Source organism: Rhodococcus erythropolis R138, assembly GCF_000696675.2.
In the GTDB taxonomy this organism is placed as follows: domain Bacteria; phylum Actinomycetota; class Actinomycetes; order Mycobacteriales; family Mycobacteriaceae; genus Rhodococcus_F; species Rhodococcus_F erythropolis.
This window is the reverse complement of the sequence record NZ_CP007255.1, coordinates 3,626,741-3,640,574: the sequence shown is the minus strand read 5'-3', so window position 1 is coordinate 3,640,574 and position 13,834 is coordinate 3,626,741. Positions and strand designations below refer to the sequence as shown.

Genomic DNA, 13,834 nt, shown 5'->3' with positions numbered 1-13,834 from the left:
GCGATGAACGATCACCAGTGGACGACTCGACGATGAGCCCACTTCTGCAAGTCCGAGATCTCACGGTTGACATTGGGACAGAAACGATTTCGAACAAGCTCCTCGACGGAGTGAGCTTCGAGTTGGGAGCCGGCGAGGTCACCGGCCTCGTGGGCGAGAGTGGGAGCGGAAAGACGCTGACCGGACTCGCTCTGCTCGGGCTCTTGCCACGCACGGCGACAGTCAACGGAAGTATCCGCTTCGAGGAACGGGAACTTGTCGGCCTGCCCGCCGCCGAGTTGAGGAAAATACGCGGTCGCGACGTCAGTATGGTGTTCCAGGACCCGAGTTCGGCTCTCAATCCCTCCGTCAGCATCGGTCGCCAGATCGTCGATGTGTTGAAGGCCCACCGCGACATCACGAAGGCCGACGCGGAGGACGTAGCTACAGATCTTCTCCACCAGGTCGGTCTGGCAGACCCGAACAGAACCTTGAAGTCGTACGGATACGAGCTTTCCGGTGGGATGTGTCAGCGGGTGATGATCGCGATGGCCCTGGCGTGCGGTCCGAAGATGCTGATCGCAGACGAACCGACAACAGCGCTCGACGTGACGATCCAAGCTCAGATTGTCGATCTCCTTCGAGAACTGGCCGAACAACGCGATCTTGCCGTGTTGTTGATCAGTCACGACCTAGCGGTTGTCGCCGAGGTCGCGGATCGAGTAGTCACGATGTTTCGCGGCGAGATCGTTGACGTCGCGCCGCGGGACGCGCTGCTTCGCCGGCCCGCGCATCCGTACACGTTCAGCCTTCTCGAGGCGGCACGATCGACCTTCGAAGACATCTCCTACCGATCACCCAAGTTTCGAGGCGATTTCACCACCAGCGCCCGTGCTGACGGCGTGGGTTGCCGATACGTCGCCCGGTGCAACTACTCCGAGGAGCGTTGCGCATCCGATCATCCACTTCTGATCGGATCACCGGAATCGGCAACGAGATGTCATCGCAGTTCCGAACTCCAGTTGCTCGGACTGGTGAGCTGATGCGCAACACCGACATCATCGTCGATGTTCGGAATCTGGCCGTCGAGTACGGACGAGGGCGCAAAACTCTTCGAGCGGTCGACGACGTCAGCTTCTCCGTGCACAGAGGTGAAACCCTGGCGATCATCGGTGAATCAGGGTCGGGAAAATCTTCGACGGCCCACGCTCTGGCCGGCCTGGTCGGTACGGCCGCAGGCTCCATCACGACGAACCTCGACAGCCCGGCTTTCGGCAAGGGCGGATCGTCCCATCTCATCTTTCAAAATCCCACGTCGGCATTGAACACACGGATGGCCTCTTGGGCTTGCGTGGCCGAGCCGATGGCGCCAGGACGCGTACGCATCCCGCAGTCGTTGCGGCCGAAAGCCGTCGAGCTGTTGCGTCGGGTCGGTCTCGGCGCCGAGCTTGCCGACCGTCTCCCGACCCAGCTCTCCGGCGGCCAACGCCAACGCGTGACCATCGCTCGCGCACTTGCCTCCAAGGCACCCTTGATTCTCTGCGACGAACCTGTTGCTTCCCTCGATGTTTCACTGCAGGAAGAGGTGTTGCAACTTCTTGCCGAGCTCCGGGATGAGCACGACCTCACGTACATCTTCATTTCGCACGATTTGGGTTCGGTGGCACGGATCGCCGATCGCGTCGCGGTGATGTACCTCGGGCGAATCGTCGAGATCGGACCGGTTGCCACGGTCCTGAGGACTCCGTCGCACCCCTACACGCAGGCACTTCTCGCCGCGGCCCCGCACATCGAACTCGAGCGCCGCAGTCGTCGAAAAGCATTGGTGCGCGGGGAGTTACCCGACCCGCGTAATCCACCCTCGGGCTGTCGATTCCGCACCCGCTGTCCGTTTGCGATGGATCGCTGCGCGTCGGAATCGCCGGCACTTCGCGCGGCCTCGAATTCCGCACACAGCTCCGCGTGCCATCTATCGTCCCCGGCCACATCGACCGGCATCTCGAACCTGCCGCAGTAAATGCGTGCCGCGTCAGTCTCCCCATTCCGAGAAGACCAAAGCGAAAGTCCACCATATGAATCCACGTCTGTCTTTGCGATCCCGATATCCGATCACACGCTTCCAGAATCATGGGAAGCGTGGACCCCATGTCCTCGTGGCTGCGTTCGCACTTTCTGCCCTCGTGCTCAGCGGCTGTTCGAGCAGCGCCACCGGTACCGCCGGCGGTACCGGACCTGCTGATCCGAACGCCGAACTGAAGGTCGCGACTTCACACGTCCCAGCTTCGCTCGACCCGTGTGCGGGAAACATCGGATACGACATCGACTACCTACAGTTGATGTATGCACCACTGATCGATGCTGAACCTGCCACCCAGAAACTGCGGCCCGGAATCGCCAGCGAGTGGGGTTTCTCCGGACCGGACAACCTCACGTTCGAGATGACGTTGCAGAACGGCTTGACCTTCCACGACGGAACAACTCTCGATGCAGCAGCAGTCAAGGCAAGCATGGAACACTGCTTGAGTCTCGGAATCGTTTCCGTCCCGACGATCAAGAGCGTCGAAGCAACGTCCCCGGATCAGATAAAGATCTCGTTGAGCGCACCTACCTCCGGCTTACCAGGGTGGCTCAACGGCAGACTGGGAATGATTGTCTCCCCCACTGCACTGACAGCGGCCGGGACGGACTTCGCCAACAAGCCTGTAGGCGCCGGGCCGTACACGTTCACCAGCGCAGTCCCGAACAGTTCGTACACATTCAGTCGATTCGACGACTACAAACCGGCAGGTCCTCCCAACCCCCAGCTCGCCAAGATCCAGATCCAGGTGATCTCCAACCCCACAGCGCTGACAAATGCCCTTACATCGAACGCCGCGGATTTTGCATACGGGCTCACACCGTCGAGTGCTCCGATCCTCGAACGGAATCCCAACCTGAACGTCAGTCACGACCCGAGACTCGGAGTTGCGCTCGTAGTGATCAACAACAAGAACCCCGTGGTTAACGACGTCCGGGTTCGTCTGGCGATGCAGTATGCGCTCGACCGCAAAGCAATTGCGCGAGCTGCACTGGACAGCGCGGAAGGTACTGCGGCCTTCGGTCAATATCCTCCCGGTTCGCAGTTCTACGACGAGGAAACCGAAGATGCATGGCCGTACGACCCGGAGAAGGCCAAATCGCTGCTAGCGGAGGCTGGGTATCCGAACGGGGTCACCGTGCGCGGATTAGCAGGCAATCTACCGCCGTACTCGACCAACGCGGTCCTTGTCGGAGAACAATGGGAGAAGGTCGGCATCAAGGTCGACTTCGTCGAAATGAGTGGACCTCAGGCGATTACGGAGTTCGTCGCACACAACAGCGCGGACGTCTTCAGCGTGGGATGGCCCACGCGAGCATCCGCACCGCTCAATTTCGAAGCCTCGCTGGGTTCGCGGTCGTACTTCCGGCAGAATTCCGTCCCCAACGAGGAGTTGGAGAAGTTGATCGCACTGTTGAACAACACGTATGACGAAACCGCTCAGCTCGACATCGTCAAACAGATCAATCAAGTCGTGATCAAGTCCGCTGAGTACGTACCGTTGTACTTCACTCCCGACGTGGTCGCCTACACGAAGAACGTCCACGGGGCCGTTCCTGCACTGAACGGCTCCCCCAATCTGACGTACCTCTCGAAGTCATGACGACGACCGTTGTATCGCAAGAGAATTCGTTGGCCCCCGAGCCTGAGAGAGTTCCGACCCGAAACTCTCACCGATCGCCGGTGAATCCTTACATACGGATGATCGGCGTCCGGTTCGCACAGATTATTCCTACCGCGATTATCGCTAGTTTCATAACCTTTGCCCTTATCCGGATAATCCCCGGTGGACCAGCCGAGGCACTTCTCGGTCCGAACGGCAGTGATGAAGCGATCGCGGCACTCAACGAGCGCCTCGGATTGAATCAACCTCTGCTGGTCCAGTACTGGAACTGGGTGGTGTCGGCTCTGCACGGAGATCTGGGAACGTCGCTACAGAACAGCGCCCCCGTCGGCCCACAGATCCTTGCGCGCCTGCCGGCGAGCGCCGAGCTCGTTGTACTCGCACTGTTACTGTCCGCCGTCGTCGCCATACCGCTCGGTGTGTGGACCGCGACGCGGCAGGGACGACGCAGCGATGGTCTGACTCGCACGGTTTCGGGGATCGGACTCGCGGTACCGGACTTCTTCCTCGCTATCGTGCTGGTCGATGTCTTCGCCCTCGGTTTGGGAGTTCTACCGGTGCTCGGCTGGGTTCCTCTCGAGAACAGTGTGATCGACAACCTGAGCCATTTGGTTCTACCTGCAACGGCGCTCGCTGCCGGCGCAGCATCGATTGCGGTTCGGCAGACCAGGGCTGCGATGATCGAGACACTGTCAAGTGACTACGTGCGAACTGCACGTGCGATGGGTATCGACGAGCGGAAGATCGTGTGGCGCTACGCGCTACGAAACATCGTTCCCACGATTGTCACTGTCTATGGATTGCTCGCCGTGGCGATGCTGGGTGCGACGGTCATTCTCGAGCAGATCTTCGTGCTGCCGGGCCTCGGGAGCGCTCTCGTCATTGCGATCGACACGCGAGATTATCCGATGCTTCAAGGCATTGTGTTGCTGTTCGTCGTGATCGTGCTTCTCGTGAACATCCTGGTCGACGTCGTCAACAACATGATCAGCCCACAATTGAGAAAGGGAACGATCTCGTGAGCCAACTCGCGCTGACCACCGCAGGCGAGACCCGCTCCAAGTGGGCTCGCCCTCGACTGCACCCCGGATTATGGCTCAGCTACTGCTTTCTCGGAACGCTGATAGCGGCGTCCGTCTTGGCCTCGTTCGTGGCTCCGCACAGTCCGACCGATCAGAACCTGACCAACACGTTCGCCGGTCCGAGTGCACAGCACCTGCTTGGCACTGACGGCTTCGGTCGTGACGTGCTCAGTCGATTGATCTGGGGAGGACGCTCCGCCTTCTTCGGCGTCGCGATCGCTGTCGCTGTCAGTCTGCTGTTGGGAATTCCGTGGGGGTTGATCGCCGGATATTGGCCACGTTGGATCGGCGCGTCACTCCTCCGGGTGGCGGACGCATTGCTGGCATTCCCAGGTTTGGTTCTCGCAGTGGCTATTACCGGTGTTCTGGGACCGAGCCTGATCACGTCGATGTCCGCCCTCGGAGTCGTCTATGCACCCACAATTGCAAGAATTCTGGCTGCCGGGGTCAGCGAAACGAGGAACCGAGACTTCGTTCTGAGCGCGAGACTCTCAGGATGCCCACCGCACGTAGTGCTCGTGCGTCATCTTCTTCCGCACGCAATCGGGCCGGTTGTCGTTCAGGTGACCGTGCTTACCGGCCTGACTTTTCTCGCGCAGGCGGCACTCTCATTCCTGGGGTTGGGAATACAGCCCCCCACTCCGAGTTGGGGCGGTGACTTATCCGATGCGTACCTGCACATCTTGAGTGCACCACAACAGATTCTCCCCTCCGGCATTCTGATTTCACTGGTCGTCCTGGCCGTCTACCGAGTGGGTGATGCCGTCCGGGACCGCATGTATGTCAGAGGGAGATAGCTGGCGTAGAACAACCATCCGACTCGACTGTTCGAAGACCACACCACCAGCATGAAGGAATATCGATGACCTCGATCGCACCAGAAACCGCGCGCCGCGTCTTCCGTGGAGCCGAACCGATACACGGCATGATCTACTTCACCCCTTTCGGCGTGGAAGCATATGCCGCACTGGGCTTTACACACCCTCGAATGGGTTACTTCGCTTCGCGGTCTGCGCCCATGGGCGCAGTAGCGGCTGAAGTCACCATCGCTACGTTCTTCAACTTCAACCCAGCACTGGTACACGCGGTGCTGCCGGAAGCCTGGACAATCGCCACCCCCGAACAGATCCTCACCGCTCGACTCGACGCTGTCGACCGTTCGCTGCGCAAGGCCTGGGGAGAACATGTCGACGGCACCGAAGTTCGCGAAGCTGCCGAACTCGCACGTCGAGCCGCGGAACGCGCCTGCAACAGACCACAAGGGCGACCCCTGTTCGGTGGGCACGCATCATTGCCGTGGCCTGATGAGCCTCATCTCGTGTTGTGGCATGCCCAATCCTTGCTCCGGGAGTTTCGCGGAGATTCTCATGTCGCACTTCTTCACACCGAAGGACTCAACGGTGTCGAAGCGTTGGTAGTCCACGCCGCAACCGGTGATGTTCCTGCTGCTGCTCTGCAAATGAGCCGGGCATGGGACAACGATCAGTGGGCGGAAGGCGTCGCCAGTGTGCGGGCGCGTGGATGGCTCGAAGACGGTCCCGAGCTTCACCTGAACGAGGTGGGTCGTGATCGCCGGCAGAGGGTTGAGCATCAGACTGACGTGCTGGGGTCGTACCCGTACGAAGCGATCGGTGAAACCGGATGCAGTCGACTCCTCGAAATCTCGGAACGTCTCTCCGGTGAAGTGATCGATGCAGATCTCGGATTCCCGGCAGCTCTGGCAGCGCGTCGCCGATTGCGTGCGTGACAACAAGCGGTGAGTGTCGAACGTGGCTGGTGGTAATACGACGAGGGCGTTACCACCAGCCCGTTCACCGGAATTCGACTGAGCCCCGAACCTGCGCAGCAGGTCGTCATCCGAATGAGACTGCCGTTGTGCCGAATCCTCGCGCAGGATGGGTCAAGATGGCTTGATGTGGAAACAGGCACTCGGGTTTGCTTTGTTCGGTGCGACCGTTGCCATCGTCACGGCGGCGCTGACACAAGGATCGTCACAGGCGTCGGCCACGATCACCCTCTTTTCGGGTGGCACGACAATCTCGGGCTTCGCGGGTGAATCGCAATGGACCTGGCCCATCGAGGCTGCGGTGATCGGCGCCGTTCTGGGCGCGCTGACCGGGCTCGTACTCCACCTCGCGGGTGTGCGAATCTCCGGAGGTCAGGACAATCGAATGCTTCGAACTGTGGTGGCAGGCCTCGTGGGAGTCACGCTTGGGTTGACGCCCCTGTTGGTCTTGATCAGCATGGCATTCACCAGGTCGGTTGACATCGGATGGTCCCCGCTCCTGGTTTATGCCGTCAGCGGTTTCCTGGCCTACGGTCTGGCGGTCGCCGCCGTGTTCGGAGTTCTTCGCGCTGCCGGGGATCGACTTACTACGCGCACGGCGCAGGCGGTGGCGGCGATGCTTCCGGTCGGGGCGTTGGCGGCGACGACTGTAGGTGTCGGTACTGCGTGGAGGCTGGGCTTTTCCACCGCCGCTCCCACCTGGATCGCGGTCGTACTGCTGGTGGTTCTCGTATTGGCCATGACGTTCGTTGCGGCCCGGGCGTGGGCCCTACGGATTCAGCCTCGTGACTTACCAGAAGGCGCATAGGCAGTGGGACGATTGATTCGGACGGGTGCGTCGAGATGAGGGGCGAACGAATCTTCGCGGGACTCGTTGTCGGCCTCCTACTGGGGCTGTTCGGCTACCTGCCATTGGTACTCCTGTGGCAGCACTTCGCGGATGTCCCGCAGCAGCAGCTTTATCCGAACCGTTCGTTCACGTCGTTCGGGCCCAACCCACCACCGCTCACCTACTGGATAAGTTGGGCGGCGCCTGCCGCCGTGTTCGTCTTGCTCGGACTTGTGACTATTCCCAGCCGCACCGGCCGGCAATTTGCATTGCCATTAGTGCTCGCGTTCCTGCCGGTCGCGGCAATGGTGGCGTGGTTCTGGATCTCGATGGAACTGTTCTTCAGCCCCGACTGATCACTCACTCGACCGCGGATCGAGAACTACACCGCGCGCACGCGCAATGGCGCCCTTGTTGCGCAATGCGATCCCCTGATGCACCGCAGCAAGTACCAATGCCAGCACTGCCGCAGGGAGGCTCCCCACCATCGAGAGCAGAGAAGGCATATCCGAGCTGAAAGCGGTAAAGAAACCCACTACTGCAGCGCAGAGCATTGTCGCCGAGACGATCCAGGAAACTAATGGTCGCGGAATCACGGCTGGAATGACGCACAGGGCCACCGGTAAGGCGAGCACCAAGAAGAGCTCCCGCCCGAAATAGTCGTGAATCGAGCGGTAGCAATCAGCAGAACTGAGCGGGCCGAGACCTATTTCGCAATCGGTGATCTCGTAGAGCGGCCACTGTGCCGTCGCGGATCCTAGAATCCCGGTGGCAACCGCTAGTACAACCCACGCGATCCGAATCCCCGTCATACGAAGAGATCATGCCAGTAAGGAAAATTGCGCTCCGAAGCAGAAAGTAATCAAATCTCGAAATGGACAAAACGACCTCTTGCGTCGGAGCGGTTCTCGACAGGAGTGGCACAACATGTTCGGCGTGCTCAACTCGCAGGTTGGGTTTTGAGCCTGATCGGGACATTCCGCGTCGTTGACAACTATTGGGAGACAGCACCTCTTTTGAGGGCGGGTATCGCAGTCGCTGTACTCGGAATAGTTAACTGCCTGCCGAGTTTGACTGTCACTCTGATGCACAATCGACGGCCGCAACAGGCTTCAAGTTTTCGCGCATGTTTTGTGGAAGGGTGCTTGCATGGCAACACAACCGCATGGCCAGTCCATAACCCCGGCGTGGAAAGTATTCACGGCCATCGGTTTTGCAGGTGTTGTGGGCGCTGCCGTGACGTACTTCCGAGACGGGTCCACTTTGGCGATCATTGGCGGGATGGTCATCCTCGCGATTGGCCTGCCGCTTACTGTCTGGTCCTTCCTGCGAATGCTGCGTGAGAATCGAGGACATCGCCTTCATTGGTGGAGAACACCGCCGGTCAATCCGAGGAACGTCGACCTGTCTCGTGCTGTCGGCATTCCGACTACAATTTTCGGTGCATTGATCATTTGGCTGAATACAGCAGGTTCGGCGCCGTGGTGGTTGGCAGCAATCTTTACCGCCATTCTGATCGCGCTCTTCGGAGCAACCGTTGCCGTCCACAATATTCGCCTCAGTCAGCGAACCTGAGCTAGCCTTCCGCGCATGCCGGTTTCTGCGGATGCTCGCGAGCGCCTTCGGTCTTACCTGGATCCAGAGAACGAGATCCGGTACGTATTTCCAGCAGACGTTCTGATGAGCGCGAAACCGAGTGTGTTTGTCGTGGTGAGCCGAAAGGCGATCACCGTGTTGTCGACGAGCTTTCGGTCCAGAAAAGTGCCGAGGTCGATCCTCACCCAGTTTCCGAGAATGACCGTTCTCAGCCCGGTCGATACTGCATCCACACCGCACTTCACTGCGGCGGGCATTACGTACGAGATCGACGAAGAATATGTTGCAGTCGTGAATGCTGCCGACGCGGAGCTCACGTCACCGCAGGACTTCCCACGAGATCCGTTGCCGAACCTGTGAGGCACATACAAAAAAGGCAGTTTCTCATTTCTGAGAAACTGCCTTTTTGATCTAACTTCGGTCGGGCTGACAGGATTTGAACCTGCGACCACTTGACCCCCAGTTATGTAAGTAGGACTCACCTAGGTTTTTCTCGATTCGCTACCGTTTGCAGTAGCTAACGTCTGAACTGCATAAATGGTAGCAGAAACGAGAGGTCGACCTGTTCAACTTTGACTCCTAAGTGACCGCACTGCGGTCTCTCTGCGGTCCATCCGGCGAGACAACCACAAGCGCTAAAAGAAGGCCCCCACGCTGCTCGAGACAACAGTGTGGGGGCCTTCCACTCAGAACTGCATCCCTTGTTACTCCGTAATCGGTCCATGAATAAACGAGAGTGTTTGAGTTGTTTCATCTGAGTTCACCGGATGAGGCACAGGGTCCTCTCGGTGGGTTTTCCCTAGCGTGAGCCGGGGAAGTTTGGTTAGGCGGGCACGAGTCCGGCCTGCGCTTCATAGAAGGTGTTGACGGTCGGTCGGGCACCGTTCACCACCGAGTAGGCGACCCACCAGGTTTCGCGGTGCGCCTTGTTAGGGTCTGCACTCAGATGAGGGCGTCCGAATCGGTACGACCGTGGGTCAACAAGTTCACCAGCCGTAAGAATTTCGTGTCGCCGCAGGACGTCGACGTCCTCCCACAGTCCGAGCATCTCCTGCGCCAGCGCTTCCGCCGTCGTGTACGCCTCTGCGACCTCAGGGGTGCGTTCGGCGGGGTTGGGACCGTGCTGAACGATGACCGGTGCGATGTCGCGCAATTCGTCGACGATCCGTTCGCACCATGGCCGGAACAGTTCCGGAACGAGAACATCCCCAACGTCTCGCATCGCCGCTGTGGCTTGCTTGTTGTAGCGGAACCGAACTGCGTTGCTGAGCTGCTGCAGGTTCCTGTCCGTACCGACCGCGAGGGTCTGCAGGTGATTGACGACTTCTGCAGGGGCGAGAGACTGTTCGATCAGTCCGTCAGCGATCCTGCCGAGGATCGCCGCTTTGGCTTCGTCGTTGGGCGTGAACTCTCGGAGTGCCGCGAGGATCAGTTCCTGCGATTCCTGCAGGTCGAGCAGCTTCCGGTGCAACGCGACGACGCGCTTTCCCGGTTTGATCTTCACCCCGGCGAGCAGCCGTTCGACGATGGACAGTGCAGCGGAAAGGTCGTACACGTGATGCTGCGGAGGAGTAGCCATTTTGGTGCCTGCTTTCGCGGTAGACGGTGTGGGCCGGGCTGATGTTTGCGGTCAGCGACGCTCGAGGATTCGGTCGCGCATCGAGCCAGCAGTGAGGTCGGTGGGGGTACACGCGCACGCCAGGTCCACCAGCGCGATGTCGGTCAACTCCCGCGCACGTTGGGCGTCGACCTTTTTGCGGGTGCGATGCAGCGGACGGGTGTCGGCCTGCAGCTTCGTGAGGATCGGCCGGTAGCGGGCCATCGGCTGCAGTCGAGTCAGTCGTTCGTAGACGGGGCTGAGACCTTTTCGCGATCCTGCAAGGTACGCGAGGCAGCGCAGCAGGTGGTCGTCGGGAAGTTCCGGGACCGGCCTGGTGATGATCGCGGGAACCTTCGTCATTTTCGGACGTTGTTCCACGCGATCCTTAGCTTTGCTAACCATATTGATGAGACTAGTTGTCGGCAGCGGCGAAAGATAGACCGGTCAGCTAATTTGTGCCGAATTCGACTGCCGTTCGGTGACATTCACCGAACGGGATGACGGTGTCGGGATCGTGGAGCGGGCCATTGCCCGCAAACCTGCAGCTCGGAGGCTGTTTCCAGATGGAAACCTCCGGAAAGTTTCGCGCCGCTATGTGTCGATATTTGTCACGCTCGCGCGGAATCGGATCGAAGTGAAAGCCTGAACACCGAAGGTGCATAGTGTCTTTCGATACCTTAAGTCAGATGGTCGTCAACACAGCTGAACTCAGTAGCGGTCCGTTCGGCAAAGCGAATCCCCGACGTTCGACCGGAAGTTCAGGGCGATTGCGGCAGGACGGTCACCCGCTCCGCGCGCGTGTACATGTGCGCGCGAGCGGGCGAGTTTCCTAGCTAGCCGCGATCGTCGATAGTCGCGTCAGGGCTGGCAGAGCCTGTGCATCGAAAGGCCCTGTCCGCTGACCGAAATATGTCATCGTTCGTACGCAACTCGTGTAGAACGCGTATGCCGGTATCTGCACGTACTGCGCCATCTTGTCGAGGTCAACTGTTACCGAGTAGTCGCCTACGCCATCGCGATGCGAGCCGTTCGGCTCATACTGCGTATGCACCCCGCTGTTCAGGTTCGCGTGGATTGAAGCTGAGTAGATCCGATAAAGGAACTCTGCAGATAGCGGTATGTCTAGGTGGTCAACCAACTCGCGGAGCATTCGGGTATCAGTAGGAGCCAATTCGCCCACGAAATGACGCCCCTTCTTCGTCTTCTTTGGCGTCAAACCCGCTGACTGTGCTGCACGTCGAATGTCTTCGATCTCCTTCTCAATCTCCGCACGAAACACATCATCATTGTCTTCGTCCGCGTACATTCCGCGCTCTTGCAATGCACTCAGTTTCAGGTTCATGCTGCGCCGAATGCGCTCCGTCAGATCAATCTCAGGGTCGAGCATCCAGTACGTGGTTGCACTTGCGGTCAGCACGGGTCGACCTAGTGACACCGGGCTGTATGCCGTGCCATCGGCAGCGATAAGATGCGCGCAACCACGAAGGTGGTCTTCTGCGCGACCTAGAAATCCAATCGCTTGAGAGTGAAGATTTCGAAACGGCATTCGACTCCACTCACCCGCGAACCGCCGCTCAGCGTTGCGGTCGTCCCATGCTTGGCAACGGGACTTGTACGGTGGCCCAAGATCGCCCTGATGTTTGCGATATGCGTCGACAACCGTCAGCACCAATGTGCTCAGTTCTTCGAAGGTAGCGTTCACTGAGCGACCGTATTCTGAACAGCTCGAGATAACCACGTGATTATCCCCGTCGCCGCTTGCCTACGTCAGTGACGTTCGGCGGTTTGAACTGGACGTCGGGCAGGTCCAACAGGCGTTGATAATCCCAATGCTCGAGGGTGGCCGCGATCTTGTCGCCCACCGTGTCAATCTCATTCAGCACCCACTTCATTGCATCCCCGATCAGATGCTGAAGGTTCTCGAGGTCGGTGCCCCCGTTCTCCGTCTGGACGAACATTCCGAAGCACACTGCCTGCAGGATTTTCTTCTCACCGTCTTCAGGTCCGATCACGACCCCCGGCTTCGCCTGAGCGAAGGCGTTTTCGTCGTGGGCGATGTGCTTGTCCCGCAGGGCTTTGAAGTGCCGGAACACCGCGTCAGCTTCCGGTGCTGGGTAGATATCTTCCTTCAGCAGCCGGAACCGACCTGCGTGGGACGTCCCGAAGCATTTCGACCACGCCACGATCGCAGATCGCCACAACGCTTGCCTGATCACCGGCACTTGAATTTCGGGTAGTTGCAACGCTGTAGCGCATTGGTGAGCGAACTCGAGGTCTTGACGGTGAAGCAGAAGGTGACTGAGCCGTTTCGCATCTTCCCCCTCGATCTGGGCGAGCTTGACGGCTGTCGGGAACCCTTCGACTTGAATCCGTCCGTCCTCGAATCTCATGCCTTCCAACGTCATGGTGGTGAGCGTAAAGGGTCACCGATCAGCCCCGCCACGGAACGCGGCCTGTACGTGCTCCAGGACCGCGAATGTGGGCTTCCCGTCGACCAGTGCAGGGCGACGACTATTCGCGGCCAGAGCACTCCCTGGGGTGTTGCGATGACGCCATGCCGGGCACGTCGGGTCGTGGCTGACGGTGACGTGAACGAACCCGAGCGGGTCGACGGACGGCGGGCCGAACATTCCTGTGCAGTCGACGCAACCGGCATGTCCACTGCGCGCGAAAACCTCGATGATCGGTTTGGTCGTTTTCATGGCTTCCTCTCCACATCCGCTCGGTGCGGATGAATGCTGTTGGCTGAAATATCAACGGGTGGGGTGTCTTTCGGTACCTCAACCCACTTGCTTGTCGACGTAGATCACTTCGGTACCGCGTTCTGAACCGGATCGAATCTGGGAAGTCCGACCTTGGGTTCTAAGCGGTCTCAGCTCTGTGGCGTTGCCGTCCTGCAGGGTCGGCTTAGCTGGTGCCCTCCAGGGCGTCTCCGACCGTGCGAGGCCCCTCTAATCAGGCCCCTCGAGTCGGGCGGTTCTGATGGTCGGCGTCGCTTTGGGCTTACCATCTGTCGGCATCGCCGTTAATTGCACGATCGCGCATAGTTGCAGCGAACTAACGTGCTGGTCAACACCGCATTTTCCACCGATGGCCGGGTGAAATTCGCCGGCCATTTTGGTGCCGCTGTACTGGGGTCTCGAGCCGGGACAGCGGCACATCCTGCCGTTGACTTGGCATGCCTAGCTGGGCGCCTTGCGCACCTCTTGCCCCCTCCGCCCTGCAATGGTGCCGCGAACTTGGATCAGCCCCGTATACGTA

The 13,834-nt window shown here is 59.5% G+C and carries 16 protein-coding genes; 10 read left to right on the top strand and 6 right to left on the bottom strand.

The features are described 5' to 3' along the window. Window positions 1–110 precede the first annotated feature (110 nt). The 8 genes from H351_RS16740 (at window position 111) to H351_RS16705 (ending at window position 7,733) form a co-directional block, all read left to right on the top strand. Window positions 111–1,022 carry an ABC transporter ATP-binding protein gene (locus tag H351_RS16740; RefSeq protein WP_244891362.1) on the top strand — a complete coding sequence of 304 codons (912 nt, stop codon included), beginning with the start codon at window positions 111–113 and terminating at the stop codon, window positions 1,020–1,022. Further along, the gene (locus H351_RS16735) at window positions 1,022–1,996 is read left to right on the top strand and encodes an oligopeptide/dipeptide ABC transporter ATP-binding protein (RefSeq protein WP_020907850.1); all 975 of its coding nucleotides are present in this window, start codon (window positions 1,022–1,024) and stop codon (window positions 1,994–1,996) included. Before H351_RS16740 ends, H351_RS16735 begins: the two co-directional genes overlap by 1 nt. 136 nt (window positions 1,997–2,132) lie before the next feature. Further along, the gene (locus H351_RS16730) at window positions 2,133–3,659 is read left to right on the top strand and encodes an ABC transporter substrate-binding protein (RefSeq protein WP_060939856.1); all 1,527 of its coding nucleotides are present in this window, start codon (window positions 2,133–2,135) and stop codon (window positions 3,657–3,659) included. Between the two features lie 80 nt (window positions 3,660–3,739). After that, window positions 3,740–4,702, top strand: a complete 963-nt coding sequence (locus H351_RS16725; protein ID WP_158510646.1) for an ABC transporter permease — start codon at window positions 3,740–3,742, stop codon at window positions 4,700–4,702. Continuing rightward, window positions 4,699–5,559, top strand: a complete 861-nt coding sequence (locus tag H351_RS16720; protein ID WP_037119506.1) for an ABC transporter permease — start codon at window positions 4,699–4,701, stop codon at window positions 5,557–5,559. The genes H351_RS16725 and H351_RS16720 overlap by 4 nt, the downstream gene beginning before the upstream one ends. Window positions 5,560–5,624: 65 nt before the next feature. Further along, window positions 5,625–6,509 (top strand): SCO6745 family protein, encoded by an 885-nt coding sequence (locus tag H351_RS16715; RefSeq protein WP_037119509.1) that lies wholly within the window; start codon window positions 5,625–5,627, stop codon window positions 6,507–6,509. 166 nt (window positions 6,510–6,675) lie between these two features. Next, window positions 6,676–7,356 (top strand): hypothetical protein, encoded by a 681-nt coding sequence (locus H351_RS16710; protein ID WP_029255431.1) that lies wholly within the window; start codon window positions 6,676–6,678, stop codon window positions 7,354–7,356. Window positions 7,357–7,391: 35 nt separating this feature from the next. Further along, window positions 7,392–7,733 carry a hypothetical protein gene (locus H351_RS16705; protein ID WP_029255432.1) on the top strand — a complete coding sequence of 114 codons (342 nt, stop codon included), beginning with the start codon at window positions 7,392–7,394 and terminating at the stop codon, window positions 7,731–7,733. On the opposite strand, the gene H351_RS16700 is transcribed toward H351_RS16705, so the two are convergent. Continuing rightward, window positions 7,734–8,189 carry a hypothetical protein gene (locus H351_RS16700; RefSeq protein WP_020969705.1) on the bottom strand — a complete coding sequence of 152 codons (456 nt, stop codon included), beginning with the start codon at window positions 8,187–8,189 and terminating at the stop codon, window positions 7,734–7,736. Between the two features lie 337 nt (window positions 8,190–8,526). Between H351_RS16700 and H351_RS16695 the strand changes: the two genes are divergently transcribed. Further along, window positions 8,527–8,952 carry a hypothetical protein gene (locus H351_RS16695; protein WP_029255433.1) on the top strand — a complete coding sequence of 142 codons (426 nt, stop codon included), beginning with the start codon at window positions 8,527–8,529 and terminating at the stop codon, window positions 8,950–8,952. A 219-nt stretch (window positions 8,953–9,171) separates the two neighbouring features. Continuing rightward, window positions 9,172–9,333 carry a hypothetical protein gene (locus tag H351_RS32300; RefSeq protein WP_200865134.1) on the top strand — a complete coding sequence of 54 codons (162 nt, stop codon included), beginning with the start codon at window positions 9,172–9,174 and terminating at the stop codon, window positions 9,331–9,333. A gap of 463 nt (window positions 9,334–9,796) precedes the next feature. Here the strand turns inward: H351_RS32300 and H351_RS16685 are convergent, their stop codons facing one another. The 5 genes from H351_RS16685 to H351_RS16660 form a co-directional block, all read right to left on the bottom strand. Next, complete coding sequence (locus tag H351_RS16685; RefSeq protein ID WP_029255434.1) at window positions 9,797–10,552, bottom strand: hypothetical protein; 756 nt, start codon at window positions 10,550–10,552, stop codon at window positions 9,797–9,799. Between the two features lie 51 nt (window positions 10,553–10,603). Beyond that, a complete protein-coding gene (locus H351_RS16680; protein WP_029255435.1) occupies window positions 10,604–10,933 on the bottom strand; it encodes a hypothetical protein in 330 nt (109 codons plus the stop codon). A 469-nt stretch (window positions 10,934–11,402) separates the two neighbouring features. Beyond that, a complete protein-coding gene (locus H351_RS16670; protein ID WP_144440114.1) occupies window positions 11,403–12,275 on the bottom strand; it encodes a hypothetical protein in 873 nt (290 codons plus the stop codon). Between the two features lie 40 nt (window positions 12,276–12,315). Then, window positions 12,316–12,978 (bottom strand): hypothetical protein, encoded by a 663-nt coding sequence (locus H351_RS16665; RefSeq protein ID WP_029255438.1) that lies wholly within the window; start codon window positions 12,976–12,978, stop codon window positions 12,316–12,318. A gap of 18 nt (window positions 12,979–12,996) precedes the next feature. Further along, window positions 12,997–13,275 carry a hypothetical protein gene (locus H351_RS16660; RefSeq protein ID WP_029255439.1) on the bottom strand — a complete coding sequence of 93 codons (279 nt, stop codon included), beginning with the start codon at window positions 13,273–13,275 and terminating at the stop codon, window positions 12,997–12,999. Window positions 13,276–13,834: the final 559 nt, after the last annotated feature.